28 protein-coding genes, 1 pseudogene and 1 riboswitch are annotated in these 24862 nt (G+C 30.1%); of the genes and pseudogenes, 13 read left to right on the plus strand and 16 right to left on the minus strand.

The genetic code is table 11. The features are described 5' to 3' along the window. The 3 genes from ACOTU8_RS04680 to nssR are packed head-to-tail and all read right to left on the minus strand — an operon-like array spanning position 1 to position 1963. Positions 1-657: an amino acid ABC transporter permease gene (locus ACOTU8_RS04680; protein ID WP_422341995.1), complete on the minus strand. Its 657-nt coding sequence runs from the start codon at positions 655-657 to the stop codon at positions 1-3. Beyond that, positions 650-1351 carry an amino acid ABC transporter permease gene (locus ACOTU8_RS04685; RefSeq protein WP_422341996.1) on the minus strand — a complete coding sequence of 234 codons (702 nt, stop codon included), beginning with the start codon at positions 1349-1351 and terminating at the stop codon, positions 650-652. The genes ACOTU8_RS04680 and ACOTU8_RS04685 overlap by 8 nt, the downstream gene beginning before the upstream one ends. Positions 1352-1366: 15 nt before the next feature. Then, a complete protein-coding gene (gene nssR / locus ACOTU8_RS04690) occupies positions 1367-1963 on the minus strand; it encodes a nitrosative stress-sensitive transcriptional regulator NssR (RefSeq protein WP_422341997.1) in 597 nt (198 codons plus the stop codon). A 94-nt stretch (positions 1964-2057) separates the two neighbouring features. Here nssR and ctb point away from each other — a divergent pair, with 94 nt between their 5' ends. After that, positions 2058-2441, plus strand: a complete 384-nt coding sequence (ctb, locus tag ACOTU8_RS04695; RefSeq protein ID WP_422341998.1) for a truncated hemoglobin Ctb — start codon at positions 2058-2060, stop codon at positions 2439-2441. On the opposite strand, the gene recG is transcribed toward ctb, so the two are convergent. Genes recG through ACOTU8_RS04710 form a run of 3 tightly spaced genes read right to left on the minus strand, consistent with a single transcriptional unit; the run spans position 2438 to position 6517 of the window. After that, positions 2438-4261: an ATP-dependent DNA helicase RecG gene (gene recG, locus ACOTU8_RS04700; RefSeq protein WP_422341999.1), complete on the minus strand. Its 1824-nt coding sequence runs from the start codon at positions 4259-4261 to the stop codon at positions 2438-2440. The two genes, ctb and recG, sit on opposite strands and share 4 nt — an antisense overlap. Next, positions 4251-5471 carry a M16 family metallopeptidase gene (locus ACOTU8_RS04705; RefSeq protein WP_422342000.1) on the minus strand — a complete coding sequence of 407 codons (1221 nt, stop codon included), beginning with the start codon at positions 5469-5471 and terminating at the stop codon, positions 4251-4253. The genes recG and ACOTU8_RS04705 overlap by 11 nt, the downstream gene beginning before the upstream one ends. Beyond that, positions 5471-6517 (minus strand): dehypoxanthine futalosine cyclase, encoded by a 1047-nt coding sequence (locus tag ACOTU8_RS04710; protein WP_422342001.1) that lies wholly within the window; start codon positions 6515-6517, stop codon positions 5471-5473. Before ACOTU8_RS04710 ends, ACOTU8_RS04705 begins: the two co-directional genes overlap by 1 nt. 74 nt (positions 6518-6591) lie before the next feature. Here ACOTU8_RS04710 and ACOTU8_RS04715 point away from each other — a divergent pair, with 74 nt between their 5' ends. After that, positions 6592-7779 (plus strand): MFS transporter, encoded by a 1188-nt coding sequence (locus ACOTU8_RS04715; RefSeq protein WP_422342002.1) that lies wholly within the window; start codon positions 6592-6594, stop codon positions 7777-7779. Positions 7780-7794: 15 nt separating this feature from the next. Here ACOTU8_RS04715 and nusA read toward each other — a convergent pair whose 3' ends face one another. Next, positions 7795-8883, minus strand: coding sequence for a transcription termination factor NusA (gene nusA / locus ACOTU8_RS04720; protein WP_422342003.1), 1089 nt, complete (start codon positions 8881-8883; stop codon positions 7795-7797). A 127-nt stretch (positions 8884-9010) separates the two neighbouring features. On the opposite strand from nusA, the gene ACOTU8_RS04725 reads away from it, so the two are divergent. The 6 genes from ACOTU8_RS04725 to ACOTU8_RS04750 are packed head-to-tail and all read left to right on the plus strand — an operon-like array spanning position 9011 to position 13157. Further along, positions 9011-9253 (plus strand): HP0268 family nuclease, encoded by a 243-nt coding sequence (locus ACOTU8_RS04725; RefSeq protein WP_002851103.1) that lies wholly within the window; start codon positions 9011-9013, stop codon positions 9251-9253. Continuing rightward, positions 9250-10551, plus strand: a complete 1302-nt coding sequence (gene miaB, locus ACOTU8_RS04730) for a tRNA (N6-isopentenyl adenosine(37)-C2)-methylthiotransferase MiaB (RefSeq protein WP_422342004.1) — start codon at positions 9250-9252, stop codon at positions 10549-10551. The genes ACOTU8_RS04725 and miaB overlap by 4 nt, the downstream gene beginning before the upstream one ends. Further along, positions 10535-11164, plus strand: coding sequence for a lysophospholipid acyltransferase family protein (locus ACOTU8_RS04735; protein ID WP_422342005.1), 630 nt, complete (start codon positions 10535-10537; stop codon positions 11162-11164). Before miaB ends, ACOTU8_RS04735 begins: the two co-directional genes overlap by 17 nt. Position 11165: 1 nt before the next feature. Beyond that, entirely contained in the window at positions 11166-12125 is a 960-nt protein-coding gene (locus tag ACOTU8_RS04740; RefSeq protein ID WP_422342006.1) for a clan AA aspartic protease, read from the plus strand. Beyond that, entirely contained in the window at positions 12122-12649 is a 528-nt protein-coding gene (locus ACOTU8_RS04745) for a hypothetical protein (protein WP_422342007.1), read from the plus strand. Before ACOTU8_RS04740 ends, ACOTU8_RS04745 begins: the two co-directional genes overlap by 4 nt. Beyond that, positions 12639-13157, plus strand: a complete 519-nt coding sequence (locus ACOTU8_RS04750) for a hypothetical protein (RefSeq protein ID WP_422342008.1) — start codon at positions 12639-12641, stop codon at positions 13155-13157. The genes ACOTU8_RS04745 and ACOTU8_RS04750 overlap by 11 nt, the downstream gene beginning before the upstream one ends. Here ACOTU8_RS04750 and thiC read toward each other — a convergent pair. The 3 genes from thiC to rpe all read right to left on the minus strand — a co-directional run bounded on the left by thiC (position 13149) and on the right by rpe (position 16029). Beyond that, entirely contained in the window at positions 13149-14441 is a 1293-nt protein-coding gene (gene thiC / locus ACOTU8_RS04755) for a phosphomethylpyrimidine synthase ThiC (RefSeq protein WP_422342009.1), read from the minus strand. The two genes, ACOTU8_RS04750 and thiC, sit on opposite strands and share 9 nt — an antisense overlap. A 56-nt stretch (positions 14442-14497) precedes the next feature. Further along, positions 14498-14602, minus strand: a riboswitch (TPP riboswitch). A gap of 21 nt (positions 14603-14623) precedes the next feature. Next, positions 14624-15385: a 3'-5' exonuclease gene (dnaQ, locus tag ACOTU8_RS04760; protein ID WP_422342010.1), complete on the minus strand. Its 762-nt coding sequence runs from the start codon at positions 15383-15385 to the stop codon at positions 14624-14626. After that, entirely contained in the window at positions 15382-16029 is a 648-nt protein-coding gene (rpe, locus tag ACOTU8_RS04765; RefSeq protein WP_422342011.1) for a ribulose-phosphate 3-epimerase, read from the minus strand. Before rpe ends, dnaQ begins: the two co-directional genes overlap by 4 nt. Before the next feature lie 139 nt (positions 16030-16168). Here rpe and rpmB point away from each other — a divergent pair, with 139 nt between their 5' ends. The 4 genes and pseudogenes from rpmB to ACOTU8_RS04785 all read left to right on the plus strand — a co-directional run bounded on the left by rpmB (position 16169) and on the right by ACOTU8_RS04785 (position 17871). Beyond that, entirely contained in the window at positions 16169-16363 is a 195-nt protein-coding gene (rpmB, locus tag ACOTU8_RS04770; RefSeq protein WP_002854974.1) for a 50S ribosomal protein L28, read from the plus strand. A 185-nt stretch (positions 16364-16548) separates the two neighbouring features. After that, the gene (locus ACOTU8_RS04775) at positions 16549-16764 is read left to right on the plus strand and encodes a YdcH family protein (RefSeq protein ID WP_002855201.1); all 216 of its coding nucleotides are present in this window, start codon (positions 16549-16551) and stop codon (positions 16762-16764) included. Positions 16765-17184: 420 nt separating this feature from the next. Further along, positions 17185-17433: pseudogene (locus tag ACOTU8_RS04780) on the plus strand (methyl-accepting chemotaxis protein); the annotation flags it as partial. Positions 17434-17436: 3 nt separating this feature from the next. Then, positions 17437-17871, plus strand: a complete 435-nt coding sequence (locus ACOTU8_RS04785) for a CZB domain-containing protein (protein WP_422342024.1) — start codon at positions 17437-17439, stop codon at positions 17869-17871. A 31-nt stretch (positions 17872-17902) separates the two neighbouring features. On the opposite strand, the gene ACOTU8_RS04790 is transcribed toward ACOTU8_RS04785, so the two are convergent. The 5 genes from ACOTU8_RS04790 to acpP form a co-directional block, all read right to left on the minus strand. Continuing rightward, the gene (locus tag ACOTU8_RS04790) at positions 17903-18499 is read right to left on the minus strand and encodes an NUDIX domain-containing protein (protein WP_422342012.1); all 597 of its coding nucleotides are present in this window, start codon (positions 18497-18499) and stop codon (positions 17903-17905) included. 81 nt (positions 18500-18580) lie between these two features. Beyond that, the gene (locus tag ACOTU8_RS04795) at positions 18581-20653 is read right to left on the minus strand and encodes a TonB-dependent receptor domain-containing protein (protein ID WP_422342013.1); all 2073 of its coding nucleotides are present in this window, start codon (positions 20651-20653) and stop codon (positions 18581-18583) included. A gap of 135 nt (positions 20654-20788) precedes the next feature. Beyond that, positions 20789-21727, minus strand: a complete 939-nt coding sequence (accA, locus tag ACOTU8_RS04800) for an acetyl-CoA carboxylase carboxyltransferase subunit alpha (RefSeq protein WP_422342014.1) — start codon at positions 21725-21727, stop codon at positions 20789-20791. A gap of 1 nt (position 21728) precedes the next feature. After that, positions 21729-22943, minus strand: coding sequence for a beta-ketoacyl-ACP synthase II (fabF, locus tag ACOTU8_RS04805; protein ID WP_422342015.1), 1215 nt, complete (start codon positions 22941-22943; stop codon positions 21729-21731). A gap of 25 nt (positions 22944-22968) precedes the next feature. Continuing rightward, a complete protein-coding gene (acpP, locus tag ACOTU8_RS04810; RefSeq protein ID WP_002854831.1) occupies positions 22969-23202 on the minus strand; it encodes an acyl carrier protein in 234 nt (77 codons plus the stop codon). A gap of 109 nt (positions 23203-23311) precedes the next feature. Here acpP and tenA point away from each other — a divergent pair, with 109 nt between their 5' ends. After that, complete coding sequence (gene tenA, locus ACOTU8_RS04815) at positions 23312-23980, plus strand: thiaminase II (protein WP_422342016.1); 669 nt, start codon at positions 23312-23314, stop codon at positions 23978-23980. A 21-nt stretch (positions 23981-24001) separates the two neighbouring features. Here the strand turns inward: tenA and sdhE are convergent, their stop codons facing one another. After that, positions 24002-24859 carry an 8-methylmenaquinol:fumarate reductase membrane anchor subunit gene (gene sdhE, locus ACOTU8_RS04820; RefSeq protein WP_422342017.1) on the minus strand — a complete coding sequence of 286 codons (858 nt, stop codon included), beginning with the start codon at positions 24857-24859 and terminating at the stop codon, positions 24002-24004. Positions 24860-24862 lie beyond the last annotated feature (3 nt).

Below are 24862 nucleotides of genomic sequence, written 5' to 3' on the forward strand. Positions count from 1 at the left end.
TTAACTCCATTTTTTCTCTAATTTTCTTGAATATAAAGTGATAGGATAACAAAGTATAAAAAAGATAAAAAAAATCAAACCATAAATAATAAAAGGTGCAAAATCATTTCTATTATGAAATTCTATAATTTGTTGTCCTACTTTTACAAGCTCTACCGCACCGATTAAATAAGCAAAAGTTGTACTTTTAATTATACGAGTAACTAAATTCATGCTCATAGGAGTTAAACGACGCATAGCTTGTGGAATAATAACATAAACAAAACTTTGCACCGTATTTAAACCTAAAGATGATGCACTTTCATACTGATGCTTTGGAATACTCTGCAAGGAAACACGCACCAAATCCATCATCTCAAAACAACCCCAAATGCTAAAAACAATAATAGCTGCACTTATAGAACTCAAATCCCACCCAAACCATCTAGGAAACCCAAAATACACCACAAAAAGCCATACCAAAAGTGGCATAACACGCACAAATTCCAAACCTAAACGACAAAAAGCATAGATATAGTTATTTTTAAAACTCATTAAAATTCCCAAAAACAACCCACCTATCGAAGTAATAATAATACTGATAAATGAAATTTCAAAAGTGATAAAAAGCCCTTGCCAGAGTCTTAAAAGCGTATCGGTATTTAAAAGTTCAAGCATGAAGCAACCTTTTTTCAAACTTTAGCAAAATAAAAGACAAAGGCAAAATAATGCACAAATATCCCATAAATAACAAAAACAATAGCTCATCTGTCTTATAAGTTAAAGAATTTAAACTCTTCATTAAATTCACCAAATCTGGCAAAGCAATAATACTAACGACTGAAGTTTCTTTGATTAAAAATATAATATTAGCACTAATACTTGGCATAGAAATAGCCAAAGCTTGCGGCAAAATCACATAACGCAAATTTCCAAATTTTGAAAAACCCAAAGAAAGACCCGCTTCAAACTGCTGTTTTCTTATGGCTTCAAATCCCGCCCTTAAACTTTCAGCCATATAAGAACCTCCTAAAAAACTAAGTCCTACTATAGCACAAGCAAAAGAAGGTCTTAAAGTTTCTTCTACGCTTAAACAAATCAAATTAAGCGGTGGAATTTGCTCTAAATGTATATTAAATTTAGGTAAAGCATAATATAAGAAAAAAAGTTGAATTAATAAAGGAGTATTCCTTGAAAACTCTATATAAAGCTTGCAAATATTTTCTAAAATTTTTATTTTAAAATAACTCATTAAAATACAAAATAAACCTATTATCAAAGAAAAAATAATTCCAAAAAAGCTTAGTTTTATTGTAAGCCGAGCAGCCGTTAAAAAAGCAGGAGCTTGAGCTAATATAAAATCAAAATCCATTCTCTACCTTAAATTTTACCAAAGTTCTTTCATGATCATATCTTTATTTAAAATTTCAATTCTACCTTTTTTTGTATCAATAAGTTCTGAAATTTTAAGTTCTTTTAATACTCGAGATAAAGATTGTGCTCTAACATTTAAATCAATTGCAATTTGTTTTTGCGAAATTGTATCTAATTTCTTTTCATTTTCCAAAAGATACTTTAACAATCTCGTCCTTAAATCTAATGCATTTTGAGATAATTTCTTTTCTAAAATTTTAATTTTATCAAAAAGTGAACTGATAAGCAAAAAATTGAATTCTTTATTTTCACTGCATAAATTTTGGAAATTAATAAAATCAATTTCCAAAATTTCTCCATCTTCTTCAAAAATAGCATTAGCAGGATAATTTAATTTTTTAAAAGCAGGCATTTCTGCTATAAAATTTGGAGGATTAAAATAATGCAAAGTAATCTCTTTATCACTTGTTGTACTTTTATAAATGCGTATTTTTCCCTTAAGTAAAATAAAAAAATTTTTAGCCTCTTCACCCTCATAAAATAAAATACTATTTTTTTGAAATTTTTTTAATTTTCCTACACTAGATAAAAGTTCTAAATAATCTTTCATTATATACATTTTCCATTCTTAACTTATGTTAAATTTAATTTATCTTATTTTTGCTATATTAACGCCATAAAATTAACGTTTAAGAAAGGCTTATATGAAATTTGAAACAATTAATCAAGAAAGCATAGCAAAACTCATGGAAATATTTTATGAAAAAATTAGAAAAGATAAGGATTTAGGTCCTATTTTTAACAATACTATTGGAACAAGTGATGAAGAGTGGAAAGAACATAAAGCAAAAATAGGAAATTTTTGGGCAGGCATGCTTTTAGGCGAAGGTGATTATAATGGACAACCCTTAAAAAAACACTTAGATCTACCTCCTTTTCCTCAAGAGTTTTTTGAAATTTGGCTAAAACTTTTTGAAGAAAGTTTAAATATAGTTTATAATGAAGAAATGAAAAATGTCATTTTACAACGTGCACAAATGATAGCCTCACATTTTCAAAATATGCTTTATAAGTACGGCGGACATTAATTTGGCAATTTTTTTGCCAAATCTTTTTTTACCTCTTCTAAAATCTTCTCATCCTTAGAAAAATCAAAAAATTTAAACTCATTTCCATGTTGCATGAAGCCATCAAGCAAATCTCCACTCAAACGATTTTTAAGATCAAGCTCTGCTATTTTAAACCCATCTAAAGTGCTAGCAAATTCTTTTAAACGACTTGGAATTTCTTTGAGTTTAGTATAAAGGTAGCAAGTACTTTTAAGCCCTACACGACCTACACGACCACGAAGTTGATGCAAGGTAGCAAGTCCTAAACGCTCTGCTCCTACAATCACTATCATGCTCAATCTTGGCAAAGAAATGCCCACTTCCACTACTGTAGTGCTCAATAAAATATTTCCCTCATCTCTAAAACGTTCTAAAATTTTATCTTTTTGTTTATCTTTTCCATGAGTTACAAAAACTTTTTCATAATGACTCCGCCAATATTCTTTAGCCTGATCTAAAGAAAGATAAGGAATATTATCACTAGCACTCACTAAGGGATAAATAATGATAATTTGATGATTTTTAGCAATTTCTTCTTTGATCTTCTCGCTAAGCTTAGAAAAGTCTTCATTTTGTATACAATAAGTTGTAATATCTTTTTTAAAAGGCATTTCTTTAATAAAACTAAAATTTAAAAGTTCAGATTGTATCATGCTTAAAGTTCTTGGAATAGGCGTAGCTGAAAACTGTATAAAATGAGGGGTAAATTCTTGTTTATTTAAAGAATGAATTTTCTCACGCTGAGCTGATCCAAAACGATGTTGTTCATCTATCATTACAAGTACGGCATTATGACTTTCTAAATGAATTAAAGCATGAGTGCCTATGATAAGATTTGCTTTTTGAATCTTTTGCCCTAAATCTTTTTCTTTTTTACCCCTTTTAATAAATAAAATATTCATAAAATCAGGTAAAAATTTCTTAGCCTCCTCATAAAGCTGATATGCTAAAATACTAGTAGGTGCCATTAAAATAGCCTGCTTAGGATAAACCATCAAAGCCGCACCAAGTAAAATCAAGGTTTTACCACACCCCACATCACCCATAATCACACGCCTTTTGGCTTCTTTTGAGTGTAAATCTTTTTCTATGTCTTTTAGAGCATTAAGCTGATCTTTAGTGAGAGAAAAAGGTAATTCTTTAAGCCAATTAGCTATGTTAAAAACATTTATTTGATGGGCTTTAAAATGTGTTTTTTTAGCTTTTAAACGCTTTAAAAAATTATATATTTCTATATATTTTAAATCTTTGCTAAAATTTTGCAAATTTTCAAACATAAAAAAACTTTTTTCATCATAAGCATGTAAATTTAAAAGAAAATGTATATATTTATCCTCTATGCCACTTTCTTTTAAATTTTCATAGTTAAGATATTTATGCATAAAAGTAGTAATTTTTGTATCTTTTAAGCCTAAAATTTGATACTTTGGACTAAAACCCTCAAAAGAAGTTAAAATTTTAGGATTGTTAAATTGCCAAGTGTGATTAAAACGCGAGAGTTTAGCATTAAAAATAAGCTCTTTTCCTACCTTACAAATCCCAAAATGCCAAGCTCTAGGATGAAAAAATACAAAAGAAATATTTTCTTGCCATTCTTCGCAAAAACCCAAACCAAAAAGTTGATTTTTTCTTGAACTAACGCTTTTTATAGTGATTTTTTGAGTACAAATTTCATTTTCTTTAGGATTTTTACTTGGATTTAAATTTTCAATTTTTTTAGGTAAAAGAAGTGCTAAATCAATAGCACTTCTAATCTTTAATTTTTTAAAAAATTCAAAATCACTTTCTTTAATTTTCATTTTGTATGCTTGCAAAACTTATATTTAAAAGCTCTTGATGTTTATTAATATAAGCATTTATGGTTTCAAGTTTAACCTTTTCCATAAGTTTTAACTCTTCTTTGTAATATCCCAAATTTAAACCTTGATAAAATTCGTTAAAAGACATAGATAAACGCCTACTTAAGCTTTCATAACGCAAAGGAGTTGATCCTATGAGAAAATTTTTAGCTTGATCAAGTTCGTTTTGAGTCATGCCATTTTTTATAAAATCTTTAAAAAGCTCTTTTACGATTTTTTTAGCTTCTTTAGCGCTTTCATTTTTAGTTTGCAAATATCCAAAAACTCTAGAAAAAGACATATTCATATCAAGCATAGCATATGCTGAGTATGCAAGACCTCTTTTAACACGAATTTCTTCCATAATCCTTGAACCAAATCCTCCTTGCCCCAGAACAAATAAAGCAATTTTTGCAAGATATAAATCCTTATCTTTAAAATCGGCAAAAAAAGGCGTAGCAAAATAAATATAAGCTTGTTCACTTTCTGGGCGTATCAAAATTTCATCTTTGATGTTTTTGCTTAACTCATATTTTTTTGGAGTATTTTTCTTACCTATTTGAAGTTTTGATAAGAGTTTTAAAAGATCTTCCTTGGCTTGTTTTTCTTCTAAATCTCCTCCTAAAATCACAACCAAATCACTAAGATGGATAAAATTTTTATAAAAATTTTGTAAATCTTTTAAAGACAAAGTTTCTATACTTTTTTCATCTCCATCATTTGGACTTTGAAATTCTTTACATTTAAAAATTTGAGCATTAAGTAAATTTTTTGCTAAATAATCAAAATCACTATTTTTACTCGCAAGTTCGCCCAAGGCATTGATTTTTAATTTTTGCAAAATTCTTTCTTCTATTCTTGGTTTTAAAAGCAATTTTTCCAAACTCTTTAAAGCAAAATCAAAATTTTCCTTTAAACAAGAAAGATTGATTTCTAAACTTTCAAAACCACTACTTGCCTCTAAATTTATCGCTCTAAATTCTAAATCTTTAAAAAATTTATCATCTACGCCTTCATTTAAAATACGCGAAAACATCTTAGCCAAGCCTGCTATTTCATCATAACTTCTAGCACAATTTCTAAAAACGAATTTTAGAATAACAATAGGAAAATCTGAATTTTTTTCAAAAATAAAAGGGATTTTAATACCCTTATTCTCTAAATACTGCATCAAAACCTTTCTAAAATTTCATAAGCGGTATTACGTTTAGCTGGATTTTCTCCTAAACTTCTAATCAGCCTTATCATCTCATTTTGATTCATTCTATAACTCGCTCCTGCAGCACTTACTACATTTTCTTCCATCATAGTTGAGCCTAAATCATTGGCCCCAAATTTTAAAGCAAGTTGACCTATAAGCGAGCCTTGAGTTACCCAAGAACTTTGTAAATTTTTAAAATTATCTAAATAAAGTCTTGCTAAAGCTAAAAGTCTTAAATACTTGTTAGAACTTTGTTTCATAATCTCTGGATATTTTTGGATTAAAGCAGTATTATCACTTTGAAAACTCCATAAAATAAAAGCTCTAAAACCACCTGTTTCATCTTGTAATTTTCTTAAATGCTCAAAATGATCAATGATTTCTTCATTATTTTCAACCGTTCCAAACATCATGGTAGCTGTACTTTTCATACCGATTTTATGAGCTTGGCGATGTACTTCTAACCAAGTAACTGTATCACATTTATTTGGTGCAATGATATCACGCACCCTATCGCTTAGCACCTCAGCACCCGCTCCTGGTATAGAAAATAAACCTTTAGCTTGCAATCTTTGCAGTACTTCAGTGATTGAAATTTTAGATGCTTTTGCAATATAAGCGATTTCAACTGCAGAAAAACCATGTACAGTGATATTTGGATAATGCTTTTTTATCCAAGAAACTAATTCTTCATACCATTCTATTTTTAATTTTGGATGCACCCCACCTTGAAAAAGGATTTGTGTACCCCCAATAGCTTCAAGCTCCTCTATCTTTTTGCCTATTTCTTCAAAGTTTAAAATATAAGCATCATCTTCTTTATGATGGCGATAAAAAGCACAAAAGGAACAATCAATGCAACAAACATTGGTATAATTAATATTTCTATCTACAACAAAAGTGGTAATTTTTTCAGGATGAAGTTCTAATTTTCTTTTATAAGCCATTTCTCCAAGTTCTGTTAAACTTGCATGATGTAATAAATCTAAAGCTTCTTTTTTATCCAGTCTTTTCAAAATTTTTCCTTGTTTTTTTACATAATTAAAATAATTATAGCATTTAAAATATAAATTATGCTATAGTTTCGCTTATGAATTACATTGAACTATTGAAAAATAACAAAAATATCAGAATATTAGCTTCAGTTCAGTTTATAGTATATTTTGGAGCATGGTTTTCTCAAACGGGAGTTTTTACCCTTTTGGTCGAACTTAATGCTCCTACTTGGGCAACAGCTACAAGTGCTATGCTTGCTTTTTTACCTGGAGTTTTGCTCGCACCTATTAATGGTGTTATTGTAGAAAAAAATAAACCTAAAAAACTTTTACTTAGTATGATTAGCATAGAATTAATTTCTATTTTTTGTCTTATTTTTGTCACAAGCCTTAGTATGCTTTGGCTTTTGTTTATTTTAATTTTTATAAGACTTTGTGTTGCTTCGATTTATTTCCAAGCTGAAATGAGTTTATTAGCTAAAATTTTAACCCCACAAGAACTAAAACTTGCCAATGAAATGCACAGTGTCATTTGGGCGATTTCTTATACGGCAGGTATGGCAAGTGCGGGAATTTTTATTTATTTTCTAGGAGTTAAAACTGCTTTTTTATTTGACTGTATGCTTATACTCATAGGCATTTCTTTTTTAGCAAGATTAAGCATTCCTGATTTTCATCAAAAAACACAAAGTCGCTTTTTTACCATGATAAAAGAAGGATTTTTCTATGTTTTAAACAATAAGATAATCTTTCATCTTATCTTGCTTCACGCTTTTATAGGTTTAACTGCTTATGAAACCTTGGTTACGCTTTTAGCACAACATCAATATAAAGAAGTTTTATCCGCTGCTTTAGTAATAGGGTTTTTAAATGCAGTACGTGCTTGTTCCCTGGCTATAGGACCTATGGTTTTAAGCAAATTTATTAATGATAAAAATTTATTTTACATGTATCTTGGTCAAGGCTTGGGTATTATACTTTGGGCTTTAACTCAATTTAATTTTTACATTTCTTTTTTAGGTTTAATTGGTGCAGGTTTTTTTACCTCAGCGCTTTGGGCTTATACCTACACTATGATACAAAAAAATGCCGACAAAGAATATCATGGTAGAGTGATCGCTTATACAGATATGATTTATCTTAGTTTTAGTGCTATTATTTCAATGCTTATGGGCTTTTTATTTGAAATAGGTTTGAGTTTAGAACTGATTACAGGTTTATTGGGTATGATTTTTATCTTTGCGGCATTTTATTGGAAGTGGTTTTATAAAAAATATTTGTGAAAATTCACAAATATTTTAAATTTTAAATAAATCTTGAAGATTTTTCATTGCTTCTTCATTGCTGATGGCATTATTTAGCTGTGATGAGCTTAATTCATTGAGCTCTATTTCATAACCACTTAACATAGAAGCAAGGCGAATATTAATGCCATTTTTTCCTATGGCTTTGCTTTTTTGTTCGCTATTTAAACTTACAATAGCTTTTTTATCTTCAATTTTTACAGAATTTACAATAGCAGGAGCCAAGGCACGAGAAATTAAAATTTCACTCTCATTTGTAAATTCTATACAATCAATATTTTCATTATGAAGTTCTTTGCTTACTGCATTAATTCTTACACCTTTAACACCTACTGTAGCACCCACAGGATCGATATTTGCTCCATTAGCCTGAAGAATAATTTTTGCTCTTTCACCTGGAATTCTAGCACATCCTATAATATTAACATAACCATCTTTGATTTCTGGAACCTCAGCTTCAAGTAAACATTCTAAAAATTTAGGACTCGTACGACTAAGCTCGATTTTAATACCCTTATCTGTATAAACACGGCGTATCACAGCTTTTACCACATCCCCTATTTTAAACTTTTCCCCTTTAATACGATTTTTTCTAGGTAAAAAAGCTCTTAATTCATCTATTTCAATAAAAGTATTTTCTTCGTTATCCACTCTAACAACTGTACCAAAAACCATTTGCCCTACTTTATTTTTATATTTTTCAAAAATAGTTTGTTCTAATAATTTTTGTATATGATATTCAAGCTCTTTATGCAAGGTATTTACCGCAGTTCTTCCTAAATTTTCCAAAGAACATTCATAGGTTAATTCATCTCCTATTTCAACATCTGGAACTTCTAATTTTGCCTTACTTAACGCGATAAAACTCTCACTTTTATTTTGCAATCTCTCGTCATTATCTGCTACTATGGTAATTTTTTGATAAAGATTTAAATTTTTAGGATCCACAAAAAACTCATATTCTTGTCCATAAATTCTTTTTGCAGTATTGATTAAAGCGGTAGCTACCTTTTCTCTTACATTCTCTAAGTTTAAATTTTTTTCATTAGCAATAGATTCGATAATATCTGCTATCTTTTCCATATTTTATAAAACCTTTTTTGTGGGAAATTTAAATAATGTAGATAAAAATTATATCCTTAATAAGTTTAATTAAAAGTAAAATTTGCTAAAATTATAGATTAAAATGAAAATTCTTAAGGATTTAGCTATGGAATTAAAATTGGCAAGAACTTTGATTAATGAAAAACCTAAAAATATTAGCCTAGAAAAAATCGAAGAGGCTATAGAAAAAGAAGGACAAAAGTTTTTTTATTTTGATAAAGATAATACACACAAACAACTCATTGCCCTTGTAAATCATTTTGAAAAAAAAGGAGTAAGCATTTATCATAGAACCGTAAAATACGGGCTTGATGATAATGATTTTATGTATGAGGTACATATTCTTTGAATGCTAAAAAACTTTTTATCCAAACTTTAGGTTGTGCGATGAATGTCAGAGATTCTGAGCATATGATCGCAGAATTAACACAAAAAGAAAATTATGCATTAACAGAAGATATCAAAGAAGCAGATCTTATTCTTATTAATACCTGTTCAGTACGTGAAAAACCTGTGCATAAACTTTTCTCAGAAGTGGGTGGCTTTGAAAAAATTAAAAAAGAAGGTGCTAAAATAGGAGTTTGTGGATGTACTGCATCGCATTTGGGAAACGAAATTTTCAAACGTGCTCCTTATGTGGATTTTGTTCTAGGGGCAAGAAATATTTCCAAAATCACTCAAGCTATAAAAACTCCAAAATTTATGGGCGTGGACATAGACTATGATGAAAGTGAATTTGCTTTTGCAGATTTTAGAAATAGTATTTATAAATCCTATATTAATATCTCCATAGGTTGCGACAAACACTGCACTTACTGTATAGTGCCACATACTAGGGGAGATGAAATTTCCATACCTTTTAATATTATCTACAAAGAAGCTCAAAAAGCCGTTGAAAAAGGCGCTAAAGAGATTTTCTTACTAGGACAAAATGTCAATAACTACGGCAAAAGATTTAGAAACGAACATAAAAAAATGGACTTTTCAGATCTTTTAGAAGAACTTAGCGCTATAGAAGGTTTAGAACGCATTCGCTTTACAAGTCCACATCCTTTACACATGGATGATAAATTTTTAGAAGTTTTTGCCAATAATCCAAAAGTTTGCAAATCCATGCATATGCCTTTACAAAGCGGTTCAAGTGAAATTTTAAAAGCTATGAAGCGTGGCTATACCAAAGAATGGTATTTAAATAGAGCTTTAAAACTTAGAAAACTTTGTCCAAATGTTAGCATTTCTACAGATATTATTGTAGCTTTTCCAGGAGAAAGTGAAAAAGATTTTGAAGAAACTATGGATGTTTTAGAAAAAGTGCGTTTTGAACAAATTTTTTCTTTTAAATACTCCAAACGCCCTTTAACAAAAGCCGCAACCATGCCTAATCAAATCGATGAAGAAACAGCTTCAAGAAGACTTAGCACCTTACAAAATCGTCATAGTGAAATTTTAGATGAAATTGTAAAAAAACAAGAAAATAAAACGTTTAAAGTTTTATTTGAAGAATTAAGAGCAGGCAATAACATTGCTGGAAGAACAGATAATAATTTTTTAGTTCAAGTTGAAGGTAGCGAAGAACTTTTAGGGCAATTTAAAGAAGTAAAAATCACTAATGCAAAGCGTATGGTTTTATATGGGGAAATCGTTTAAAATCCATTGCTTAACATATATAATTTTCATCTTGCAATGGCTTATTTTTTTAAGCTGTAAAAAGTACTATAAAGGTGAAAAAGTTGACCGTAAAGCTGGTGTGATACTTTTTTGGCATGGAAAATTAGCACTCATGCCTTTTGCGTTTAGACATTATAGACAAAAAAATAAAAAAGCCTATGTCATGATCTCTCACCATAAAGATGGAGAGCAAATTGCAAAAATCATCAAGCTTTTCGGTCTTGATACTGTAAGGGGAAGCACTTCAAGGGGTGCTAGCAGTGCACTTAGAGCTGCATTTAAAGTTTTAGAACAAAATGACGATATAGTTATCACGCCTGATGGTCCACGAGGGCCTTATCATAGTATTTCAGATGGTTCTATCATTTTAGCTCAAAAAAAAGGACTAAAGATAAGAATTTTAAACTATGAAGCAAATCATTTTTGGGAATTTAAAAGTTGGGATAAGATGATCTTGCCAAAACCTTTTAGTAAGATTACTTATAGTCTAAGTGAACCTTTGGATATTTTATCTTTAGATAAAGAAAAAGCTAAAGAATTTCTAATGGAACAATTTGATAAAATTAGTTTAGCTGATCAATTTAAGGAATGAAATGTTATTTTTACTTAAAAAAATATTTCCACAACTTTTTATTAGTATTATTTTAGAAGATAAAAAAAATATTGTAAAAGCTTCTATTTATAGAGGAAATAAACTAATCAGTAGCAATGAAAAAACTTTTGATAAAAGTGAAAATTTATTAGAATACATAAAAAATTTAAGCAAGTATTTCTTATTTTACCACACTGCTTTATTTTTAGACGCCAAAGAACAAGGATTAATACCTAGTACAAATATTCAAGATTGTGAGCACTTTAATATAGGAAAAATCAGCTTACAACATATTTTGTTTAATAATGCCCTTGTTTATACGGCTACCGAACATGTAGAATATTATAGCGAGCTTTTTGAGGAATATAGGGGTTTAGATTTTTTATATTCCCCTTTTGCTCTTCTTTACTACAATATGCAAAAAGAAAAACAACCTGATGATCAAATTTTGCTTTATGGATTTAAGCAAGGACATCTTTTGGCAATTATTGTTGCTAAAGGCAATACTATTTTATACGGTGATTTTAAAATATTTGAGCAAGAATTAGGTTTAGAGCTTGAACTTCCATCAGAAGATAATCAAGAAATTGAAAACAACAACGATGATACTGAAGTTACCTTAGATAACTTCAATGAAGCCTTAAATAATAAATTTGATCTACTTGATCAAGAAAATAATCTTGAAACTTTGGATAATAATGATAATTTTAATCTTGATGAATTAAATCAATTTAGTAATGATATGGAACTTTGCCGTTATATTATTACGAGCATTGAAAAATTCTATAATGATGATAAATATGCTGGGGTATTTATCAATGGTATTTTATTATATAGCGAATCAGATATTAACATAAGTGCTATTGATTTTTTAGAAAGTGAAACTTTTTTAGAGATAAAAACAAAACAAATTAACATCTTAGATCTTATGATAGAATTGATGCGAAAGGAGCTTAAATGACTTATAGCTTCATACAGCCAAGAAAAAAACCTATTTTCACGCTCTTTGATAAAATTTGGCTAGGACTTTTTGGTTTTAGTATATTATTTATCTTGCTAGTATACTTTACATATATAATAAAAATTGCATTAATCAATAGCTCCATCGATGATGAAAAACAACAAGTTATAGTGCTTCAAAATCAAACCAAACAAAATGAAATGCTTTATGAAATTTTATTTGATCAAAGTCAAATAGCGAAAAATTTTAACACTCAAAATCAAATTGTTAAAGAAAGCTTAAGAAATCTATTTGATATTATTGTAAAAACTGATAACATTACTCTTGAAAGTGTTGAACAAGACGAATATTCCTTAAAGCTTATCGGAGTCACTCCTACAAGAGAAATGTTTACTCTACTTTTAGAAACCCCTTTAAAAAGCATCTTTGATCAAAGCTATACAACTTATTATCGCTTAGATAATGGGTGGTATCGTTTTGTTAGTATTAGCAAACAAATTCCAGGAGCTTCGGATGAAAGATAAAAGTCTAGAAGAAATTGACTTATTAAAGCTTATCATTTGTGCGTTAAGTTTTATAAGCGTTTGCACAGCCTTGATCTTATTTTTACTTTTACCGACATTAAAAAACTACAAACAAGCAAATCTTAGAGAAAATTCACAACTTGCTATCTTAAAAGCCGCTAAATCAAAATTTGACTTTAGCGAAAATAAAATATCAACTCTAAGAAGTGAAAACAACAAAAGTTTAGAGCAATTTGAGCAAAATTTTAATATAGGAAATTTTGATATTTTTTTACAAAAATATTTTCAAAATGTAAAAATTCAAGAAACTAAGCCCGAAAAACAAGAAAAATATCTAAAAAACCGCTTAGCCATTAAAGCGACAATGAACAATCCTAGAAGACTTTATGATTTTATTGACGCTTTAAAAAATTACAATAATTTAATCAAACTCGATTACCCACTTAATCTTAAAGCAGGAGAGCAAGGGATCTCTATAGATCTTACTCTCAAAGTTTATTCAAGCTAAACTAACATCTTCACCTTTTAAAATCTGATTCATAGTATTCATTGCACACATTTTACCACACATAGAGCATGAATTTAAATCATCAGGACGACGTTCATTAAATATTTTTTTAGCTTTTTCTCCATCAATAGCAAGTTTAAACATTTTTTCCCAATCTATATCTTGTCTTGCTTTACTCATAGCATCATCTCTTGCTCTTTCTTTTGGAAGTTTAGCTACATCTCCTGCATGAGCTGCAATTTTAGTTGCAACTATACCCTCTCTAACATCTTCTAAATTTGGAAGTCTTAAATGTTCAGCAGGTGTTACGTAGCAAAGCATATCCGCTCCATTAGCTGCAGCAACAGCTCCTCCAATAGCACCGCTAATATGATCATACCCTGCACCAATATCTACTACCAAAGGCCCTAAGACATAAAAAGGCGCTCCTTTGCATAAACGCTTTTCTAATTGCATATTTGCCTCTATTTCATTAATAGCCATGTGCCCTGGACCTTCTATCATTACTTGAACCCCAATATCCCAAGCCCTTTGAGTAAGGAGTGATAATTCTATAAGTTCTGAAATTTGTGCCCCATCACTTGCATCATGAGTAGAGCCTGGACGTAAAGCATCACCCAAAGATAAAGTTACATCGTATTTTAAACAAATATCAAGCAAATCATCATAATACTCAAAAAAAGGATTTTCAGCATCTTTCATCATCATCCAAGCATAAAGCACAGAGCCTCCTCTTGAAACTATATTTGTAAGTCTTTTGCTTTGTTTAAAAATATGTGCTGCACGAGAATTAATACCTGCATGAATTGTCATAAAATCAACACCACTTTTGGCATGATGATATACAACATCTAAAAAATCTTTAGCACTAATTTGTTTTAAATCTTTTTCTAAAAATCCCACTGCATCATATACGGGCACTGTTCCTATCATAGCTTTTGAAATATTAATAAGCTCATCTCTAAAACGACTTGTTTTTCCATAATTACTTAAGTCCATAATCGCTTCTATATCAAATTTATGAGCAAGCTCTACTTTTTTCATTTCCTCGCTATAATCAACGCAGTCATTTGAAACTCCTAAATTTACATTAACCTTAGTGCGAAGTCCAAAACCTATGCCATTTGGATCAAGACTTTTATGGTTGATATTTGCGGGGATAATAATTTTACCGCAAGCAATATTTTCAAGCAAAAAATCTTTACTTAGCTGTTCTTTTTGTGCAACAATCTGCATTTCTTTGGTAAAAACACCTTCTTTAGCATAATTCATTTGAGTTTTCATAAATTTATCCTTTAAAAAATTTGGATAAATGAAGGGTGAGTATAAATTTTTAAAGTATTGAAATTTATAAGTCTTCCCGACGCTGGCATTATCCAGATCCGGTTCGGTCTAAGCTTTTAGCTTACTCTCAGCCTGTACCACAAGCTCCCGTCATTTATACCTTAATTATACTCTTTAAATATTTATTTTTGCTTTATGCGCGCAGTTTTTGTAAAATTTATAAGCTCTTCTGTGGTTTTTATATGATAGGGAAGTTTTCCAAGGCAATATTTAAAAATTTCAGCAGCTGCTAAAGCATCATCTAAGGCTCTATGATGCGTATTTTCCACGCCCAGAAATTCTTTCAAAACCTCTAGTTTATATTTTGGACTTTCTATACAACATTGTGCAAATTCTATGGTGCAAATACGACGATTAAGTAAAATACCAAAATTACATTCATCCAAAGTTTTTGAAATAAAAGCATAATCAAAACGTACATTATGTGCTACAAAAATACTATCTTTTAAAAAAAGCCTAAAATCGCTTAAAACTTTTGCTGCATTTGGAGCATTTTCTACCATATTATAAGTAATACCTGTAAGTTCAGTTATATTTTCTGGAATTTCCTTTACTTTAACAAAACTTTGAAAACGTCCAATTTCTTTAGAATTTTGAATTTTTACTGCTCCAATTTCTAAAATTTCTCCCTTGCTTATTCCGCCTGTACTTTCTATATCTACTATACAAAAAATTTCATCTTTAATTTTTGTTGTACGTGTTTTAAGGGTAAAAATATTATCTTTATTCAAAGTTAAACCTAAACCCAAAAGCTCAAAAGTTTCCAAATCTAAATCAAAATTTTTTAATTCTTCAACTTTGGCAAACTCTTGCATTACCCAATCATAAGGTTTGCTTTGCTTATTTAATATAGAAATAATCTGATCAATTTGCTGTAAACTCAAAATTCAAGCTTTAAAGATGAAATTGCAGTTTTATAATCATTGGAAGAAAAAATATAACTCCCAGCTACCAAAATATCAGCTCCAGATTCTTCTAAATCGCTAGCATTTAAACCATTAACACCACCATCAACCTCTATAAAAACTTTAGCATTTTTTTTATCAATCATTTGGCGTAATTCTTTGATTTTTTCATGTATCAAAGGTAAAAATTTTTGCCCACCAAACCCAGGATTAACGCTCATTAAAAGCACCATATCTACAAATTCTAGCATGTGTTTAATAGAATCAATAGGAGTGTGTGGATTTAAAACAATGGCAGGATGGATCCCTTGGCTTCTTATATATTCACAAAGCCTTATAGGATGAACTTCACTTTCCATATGAAAAGAAATGAATTTTGGTTTCAAAGGGATAAAAAGATCTACAAATTTACTTACATCTTTAACCATTAAATGAACATCTAATGGCAACTTACTAATAGTTGAAATTTTTTCGATCACGCAAGGTCCGAAAGTCAAATTTGGAACAAAATATCCGTCCATTACATCAATATGTAAAAGATCTGCACCTGCAGCTTCAATAGCTTTAACTTCTTCTTCTAATTTCAAAAAATTTGCAGACAATAAACTTGGAGCTACATACATGATCAAAACCTTAAACTATATATAAACGTGATAAATAATATTTTATCGACTTATATATTAAAAAAACTATAAATTATGGAATATTTTAAGCTTAATTTTGATAAAATCTCCATCTAAAAATTTTCATAAGGACAAGAAAATGGCAAGAGTATGTCAAATCACAGGCAAGGGTCCAATGGTAGGTAATAATGTCAGCCATGCTAACAATAAAACAAAAAGACGCTTTTTACCTAATCTCAGAACGGTTCGTGTAACTTTAGAAGATGGCACCACGAGAAAAATGAGAATTGCAGCTTCTACTCTGAGAACTCTAAAAAAACAAAATTCTAAATAATTTTGAGGATTTATTCCTCAATTTTAATATTTCCAATTTAAAAATAAACTTTAATAAATCACTTATATAACACACATTTAAAAATTATTATTAATTTTATTATTTTTTTAAGCCAAAAATATCTTTTAATAGTATAAAATACCTTATTAAATGAATTTTAAATTTCACTAATACAAGGAGAGTTTATGCTACATGAATATAGAGAATTAATGTCAGAGCTAAAAGGTAAAGATGCTCATTTTGATAAACTATTTGATCGTCATAATGAACTTGATGACATGATTAAAGATGCAGAAGAAGGTAGAACTTCTCTTAGCAGTATGGAAATTTCAACTTTAAAAAAAGAAAAGCTTCATGTAAAAGATGAACTTAGCCAATATCTAGCAAATTATAAAAAATAAGGCAAAACAATGTTTGGAAGTAAAATAAACCATTCTGATCTTCAAAAGCTTGAAGAAGAAAATAAAAATCTTACACATAAAATTGAAAAATTTCAATCGGAAAATTTAGAATTAAAAAATAAAATTACATCATTAGAACAAGCGGCTTTAGAGTCTAAACTTAAAACAGATCTTTTAAATGTTTTATTAACTGGGATTTTAAAAAATATTACTATTGTTCAAGGCGATATGTTAGAAAATGTAAATAAAGCAGAAGTTATCTCTAGCTATTCTAAAACTTCTCTTGCTGAAATGGATGAACTTAACCATATTGCTAATTCTATCAATGCTTCCTTAGGAGATATTACAGAATCAGCCAATAAAACAAGAGATGTTGCAGGAACATTGCATAGAAGTGTAGATGAAATTACTAATGTAATCAATTTAATTAAAGATGTTTCCGATCAAACCAATCTTTTAGCTCTTAACGCTGCTATAGAAGCTGCACGCGCAGGTGAACATGGGCGTGGTTTTGCTGTTGTTGCTGATGAGGTAAGAAAACTAGCTGAAAAAACACAAAAAGCAACCACAGAAGTTGAAATGAATATCAACCTTCTAAAGCAAAATGCAAATGAAATGTATATTCAAAGTGAGCAAGTTGAAAAAATTTCTATAGATTCTAATGCTCATATTATGAGTTTTTCCGAAAAATTTACTCACTTAGTAAATGAAGCGCATTCTACTAATTCAAATGCAGTTGGTATCGCTTCAGAAGCTTTCGTATCTTTAGCAAAACTAGATCATATAGCTTTTAAATTAAATGGTTATAAAGAAATTTTTTCCAAATCAGGAAAGCAATTAGCTGATCATACATCTTGTCGCCTAGGAAAATGGCTTGCTAGCACAGGAAAAGAAAGATTTGGGCAAAATAAAAGCTTCTTAAAAATTAACGAGCCACATGAAAAAGTTCATGAAAATATGAATAGTGCCATAATAATGGCAAATACAGAAGATATTAGCAAAGATATTACTCAACACAGCATAATTAATAAATGTAAAGTTGCTGAAAATGCATCGCTTGATCTTTTCAATGTATTTAAAGAAATGCTTGATGAGTCAGATCATTAAAATCCTAGGTTGAACCTTTTTAAGGTTTAACCTAAATAATCTTTAATTTTCCCCACTTCTCCTTTAAAAACCACATATAAGCAAAATCAAGCAAAGGCGCTCTTATCATATTTTTACATTTTTTTTCAAAATCCTGCACCTTAACATAAACAGCTTCAATCTCTTCATTATCAACTCCACCTCCAGAAGAAATTTTATCTTTTTCATTAACTTCTGCGAAATAAAAGCTTTGCTTGCTTACACCTGAACCAAATCCTGTATAGAAATCTCCTATTTTTTCTAAATTTTTAGGAGCATATCCTAGTTCTTCTATACATTCTTCTTTTGCTATTTCCTCTAAAGATAATTTTTTATCTACAAGTCCTGAACAAAGCTCTATAGTATAGCCCATATTATCATCTTTTACATAATCTTTATCATGCATTTGATGATACCAAAGTGGTATGCGAAATTGGCGTACAAAAATAAAACTTTCTAATTCTTTATGATACAAAAGCACTGAAACACTATCTTTAGATTCTATAAAATCCCAAGTACAAAACTTACCATTACTTTCATAAGCAAACCTCTTAGGCTTAATATAATTTGATTTTTCAAAAGAAAGTTCTTTTAAATTTTTAAACGCCATAATAAAACCTTTATTTATTTTTCACATTGTACTTTATTTTTGCTTTTTTGAAAATATAAAGGTGATTAAAGCCTTAAAAAATTAAAAATCATATTTATAACTCAGCCAAAAACTCCTTCCTTCTGTATAGTCTTGATAACGATTTGCATAGCCAGCAGGATTAGATCCATCCCATTTAGTAACTTGTGGATCAAAGAAATTTTTATCAAAAAGATTTTGTACTACAAAACTTAAGCTAGATTGCTTATTAATTTTATAATTTATCCCTAAATCTACTATATAAAAAGGCTTATATTTTTGCCATGGCAAACTACCATTACCGCCACCTTTTGCTTTAGCTATAGTATCAAGTCTTGCTCGTGTTTTTATATAGGAACCAAATTTACCTCGCTCATAGTTTAATTTTAACATTGCTACATGTCTTGGCAAATTTTCTATTCTATCACCACCAAACCAATTTTTTTGACCATCTTTGTAGCGATTATCCATAAAAGTATAACTTGAATTTAGACTAAAACCATTGTAAGTTTTGGTATTAAATGCAAATTCTATACCTTTAGTCTGTGTTTTTCCAAGATTAATAGGACGAGTACAAACAGTGCCATTGCTACAATTAATACCATTTTGCATATCTGTTAAATCTTCACTACTGATTTGATTTGTAAAATCAGTAATAAATCCTGTAATAGAATAATGTGCAAAATCAAATACCCTAAAATCAACACCCAATTCATAATTTATACTTTCTTCTGGTTTTAAGTCAGGGTTTCCAAAATAAGCATTGTTATTGCTATAATTATAATATCCATCTGTTAGCTGTTTGGCAGCAGGAGTTTTATAGCCTTTTGAAACACCTCCTTTAAAGACTATATTATCATTTAAGTGATAAACCAAATAAACCCTAGGGGTAAATTCAGAATCAAACAAATCGCTATAAATATAACGCAAACCTGTAGTAAAAATCAAATCATCTGTTATAAAATACTCATTTTCCCCATAAAGTGTAACCGTGGTTTGATCAAGATTTTTACCTCTTATTCGACTACCTGCGCTTGCTTGATCATTTTTTAACATCTCATAATCAATCCTTACACCAAAGGTATTTACTAAATTACCGTATTGACCTAAATTCCAAGGTAAAACAACCTTACCTTCTCCTACCCAAATTTGACTATGTAATTCCTTATCCTTAGTACTACCATATTGTAAATATGAGTTAGTTGAACCAAAATCATAGTTACCATCATGATTTAAAACAATATTATCCTTAAAAAGTTGTCTTTCACTTTTAATAGCCCTACTACTTGTAGAATTCACTGAAATTTCATTAATATATCGCTCTATATCAAAATATATATTATTTTTATCATCTACTGTCCAATTAAGCCTAGAACCAAAACCTAAGCTAGTAAAAGCACCTGGACTATGACTAGCAATTTGGTAATTATCAGGCCTTTGTTGACTATTATTCCAAACCGGTGTAGGCCATTTTAAATCGGAAGCTACCTTATCATAATACTTCAACCTTGCAGAAATTGATAATGTATCTTCAATCAAAGGAGTTGCTACATAAGCGTTAAATCCCCCAGCATTGCCATAGTGATTAGAGTGCTGTTGTAAAAGAGTATTAAATTCTATATTTGCTTCAGTTTTATCAGGATTTTTCTTAGTGATAATATTTATCACACCGCCTACAGCATCACTACCATAAAGCGTAGAAGCTGGACCGCGTATAACCTCGATACGCTCTATCATAGACAAAGGTGGCAGATATCCTGATTCACTTCCACCAAAACCATTATCATAAAACCCGTTTACAACACTTTGACGTTTTCCATCAATTAAAACTAGAGTATAAGAACTACCAAAACCTCGTATGCTAAAATCATAAGTGCCTGTTTTATTCATGGTCACATCTACACCTGGAATATCTCCTATAGCTTCCCCTATATCCTTAATTGGCTTTTTTTCAAGATCTTCTTTTGCAATGATAGAAATACTAGCAGGTGCATCAACTAAATCCTGTTCAAAACCACTAGCACTTACTACAATATCATTAAGCTGATATTTTTCTTCTGCTTTTAATAAAGCTCCAGATAAGATTAAAAAACACAATAAACTTTTTTTAAATTTTATATTTTTGATTTGAGTCAAATTAATTCCTTTAAAAAATAATTATTTTGATATTTAAAATCATTTTTGAAGTATAAAAAAAGAATACTTTTAATCAACTTAATTTTGATAATAATTATAAATAATAAAAATTATTTTAAAAAGTGAAGCAAAAACTTAAACTTCTTGATAAGCCCCAAGCTTTAAAATTTTTTGCATACGATTTGCGGAAAGTGCTCGAACATCAATCTTTTCAAGCTCATTTAGAGATTTTTTTACATAATCAGCAATAGCTACTGCTGCAGCTTCTTTATTGCGATGTGCACCATTCGTAGGTTCTTCTATCACATCATCAATTAAACCTTGAGATTTTAAATCATCAGCCGTTACCTTCATAGCCTTGGTTGCAGCTTCACTTTTTGCAGGATCATTCCAAAGTATTGCAGCGCAACCTTCAGGAGAAATTACTGAAAAAACAGAATTTTTCATCATTGCAAGTCTATCTGCAACCCCTATAGCTAGCGCCCCGCCACTACCGCCTTCTCCGATAACTATAGCAATGGTTGGTATTTTCAAATCACTTAATTCATATAAATTTCTAGCGATAGCTTCACTTTGCCCTCTTTCTTCAGCACCTATTCCAGGATAAGCACCTGGAGTATCTATCAAAAATAAAATAGGAATTTGAAATTTCTCTGCAAGTCTTGCTACTCTTAAGGCTTTACGATATCCTTCAGGATGTGGCATCCCAAAATTTCTAGCGATTTTATCTTTTGTTCCACGTCCTTTTTGCTCACCAATTACAATTATTTTTTTTTCTCCCAAATAACCCATAAAGCAAACAATAGCAGGATCATCTCTAAAAGCACGATCGCCATGTATTTCGTGAGCGTTATTTAAAATAAGTTCAATATAATCAAGTGCATAAGGGCGATCTGGATGGCGCGCTAATTGCAAACGTTGAAAATCACTTAAATTTTTATAAGTTTTAGAAATTTCTTTTTCAAGATTTTTCTTTAAAATTGATACAGCTTCAGTATCTCCTTTAATCTGAGCATTGATAATATCCTCATCAATTTGCTGAATATTTTTTTCAAAATCTAAATAAGAAGCCATATTAATCTACTTTTTTAAATATAACACAACCATTTGTGCCGCCAAAACCAAAAGAATTGCTCATTACCACTTTTAAATCTACTTGTCTTGATATATTTGGAACATAATCAAGATCGCATTCTTCATCTTTTATAAACTGATTTATTGTAGGCGGAACTATTCCATCTCTTAAAGCCATAATGCTAACAACTGCTTCAATTGCACCTGCAGCACCCAAGCAATGACCTGTTTGTCCTTTGGTGGAGCTTATAAGTGGGATATTATCGCCAAAAAGCTCTTTAATTGCTGCTGTTTCATTTTTATCATTTACAGGAGTTGAAGTTCCATGTGCATTGATATAATCCACCTTTGGATTCCCTGCCATATTTAAAGCTTTTTTCATAGCTCTTAAAGGCCCATCTAAAGTTGGTGAAGTAATATGATGCGCATCTGCACTTTCTCCAAATCCAATTAATTCAGCATAAATTGTAGCACCACGTTTTTTAGCCTCTTCATATTCCTCAAAAACCAAAGCTCCAGCACCTTCTCCCATGACAAAACCATCTCTTTCTTTGTCAAATGGTCTTGAAGCATGTTGTGGTTCTTCATTTCTGGTTGATAAAGCTTTCATTGAAGCAAAACCACCTATACCGACAGGACAAATCGCAGCTTCTGCACCTATGACTAACATCTTTTTAGCATTTCCCAAAGCTATACTTTTATAAGCTTCTCCTATAGCATGAGTTCCTGCTGCACAAGCTGTAACACAAGAAATATTTGGCCCTTTAAGTCCATGCTCTATAGAAATCAAACCTCCTAGCATATTTACAAGTGCTGAAGGTATGAAAAAAGGGGAAATTTTACGCGGACCTCGCTCGGAGCAAATAATGGAATTTTTTTCTATGTTAGGTAAACCTCCAATACCAGCAGCCGAAACAATGCCAAATTCTTCTTTGTCTAATTCTTCGCTAAATCCAGCATCCTGCATTGCTTCTCTTGCTGCTTTAATTCCAAGTTGTATAAAACGGTCATTTTTTTTTACTTCTTTGCCATCAACAACCTCTAATGGATCAAAATTTTTAACTTCAGCTGCAATTTGAACAGGAAAGTCAGTGGCATCAAAAAGAGTAATTTTATTTACTCCGCTTTCTCCATTGCAAATTGCTTTAAATGAACTTTCTTTATCTAAACCAAGGGCATTGATCATACCAATACCTGTAACTACAACTCTTTTCAAGAATAAGCTCCTTGCAAGAAAAAAATTATTTTTTTAGATTGTCAATATAATTTACAACATCTTCAATTTTAATTAATTTTTCAGCATCACTATCTGGAATTTCTACTTCAAATTTTTCTTCTAAAGCCATAATAAGCTCTACAACATCTAAAGAATCAGCACCTAAATCTTCAATAATTTTTGATTCCATTTTAACTGCATCTGCATCAATACTTAATTGCTCTACTACTACTGCTTTTACATCATCAAATGTTGCCATTTGTTCTCCTTCAAAAAATTAAAATAAAGCGTATTTTACTATAAAAAACTTAAAATATTTATAGTTTTTCATTATACTTGAAAATAAAATATTAAAACATAAAGGAAAAATGATGCTTTTCTCTAATTTAATCAAAGAAAATCAAAAAATTTGGGATGCTTATCTACATCATGATTTTGTTAAAAAATTGGAAGATAAAAGCTTAAAGCAAGAAAATTTTCTTTTTTATCTCAAGCAAGATTATATTTATTTGCTTAATTACGCAAAATGCTACTCAAGATTAGCGCTTAACTCAAATACTGCAAAAGAACTTCGTTTTGCTATGAAATTTCAAAATTATATAGTTGAAGGAGAAATGGAACTTCACCGTGCAATTTTATCTCTTGGCATTAATGCAGATGAACTCAATACAAAAGATGAAAGTTTAGTCAATATAGCCTATTCGCGTTATATGTTAAGTATAAGTGAAAATGGAGATTTTTTAGATATGTTAGTTGCTCTTAGTGCTTGCGCTATAGGCTATGCAAAAATAGGTGCTGAAATTATAAATCGTTTAAAAAATGAAAATTTAAAAGATCATCCTTACAAGGAATGGATTTTGACCTATGGAAGTGAAAATTTTCAAAATGAAGCTAAAGAATTTGAAGATTTTGTTAATTCTTATACTTCAAGTGTTAATGCACAAAAATTCCAAAAACTCAGCGAAATTTTTCATACTGTAACACGCTTAGAAGTGGCTTTTTGGGAGCATTCTTTAAGAATGGAATTAAATCTTTAACATGGGCTTTTGCCCATGTTTTTATGCAATTTTACTTGCATCAATAATATTATAATCTAATCCAACCATTTCTTTAGAAAGTCCTAAAGCAAGTCCTACTAATTGTGATAAATGAATAATAGGCAATCTTGCTTTAGAATTAGTATAATCTTGAAATCTTTCTTGATAGATATCAAGCTGCATTTGACAAAGTGGACAAGGTGTTACAACACAATCAGCTTGATTTTCACTTGCATTATTAACAATTTGACTAGACATTTTTTTCACAGATTTTTCTGCAGGATAAGAAGCATGAAAACCACAACAATCAAGGCGTTTTTCAAAAGGAACTATTTTAGCCCCTAAAACTTCTACTACACTTTCAAAACTTTTTGGATTGGTTGAACTTTCTTTTTTACCGAAAGCATCTTCAGGTCTTAAACTATGGCAACCATAAAATAAAGCTACTTTTAAATTTGAAAGCGGCTTTTTCACCTTACTTTTTAAATTATCCAAATCCTCATAAAGCTCCCACAAAAAACTTGTAATAGGCGTTGAACCTTGATATTTCATTCCACATTGTGCTAAAAAAGCATTGATGCGTTCTTTTGCACCCTTATCAAGAGTATTTTTTGCTTTAGTTAAAGTTAACATGCAAGTACTACAAGTTGTAAGCATTGACATTTTCATCTCTTCTGCTAAAGCAATATTTCTTGCATTAGCTACCAAAGTCGCAATAGGATCAACGCACTGCGCTTGAGAAGCCCCACAACAACTCCATCCCTTAATTTCATTTAACTTCCAACCCAAAATAGGTGCAATAGCTTCAAGTGAAATTTTAGATTCTTTTGCAGCTTGAGATAAAACACAACCTGGAAAAAAAGCGTATTCTTTTTGCATATT

The organism is Campylobacter jejuni (assembly GCF_049221745.1).
GTDB lineage: Bacteria > Campylobacterota > Campylobacteria > Campylobacterales > Campylobacteraceae > Campylobacter_D > Campylobacter_D jejuni_E.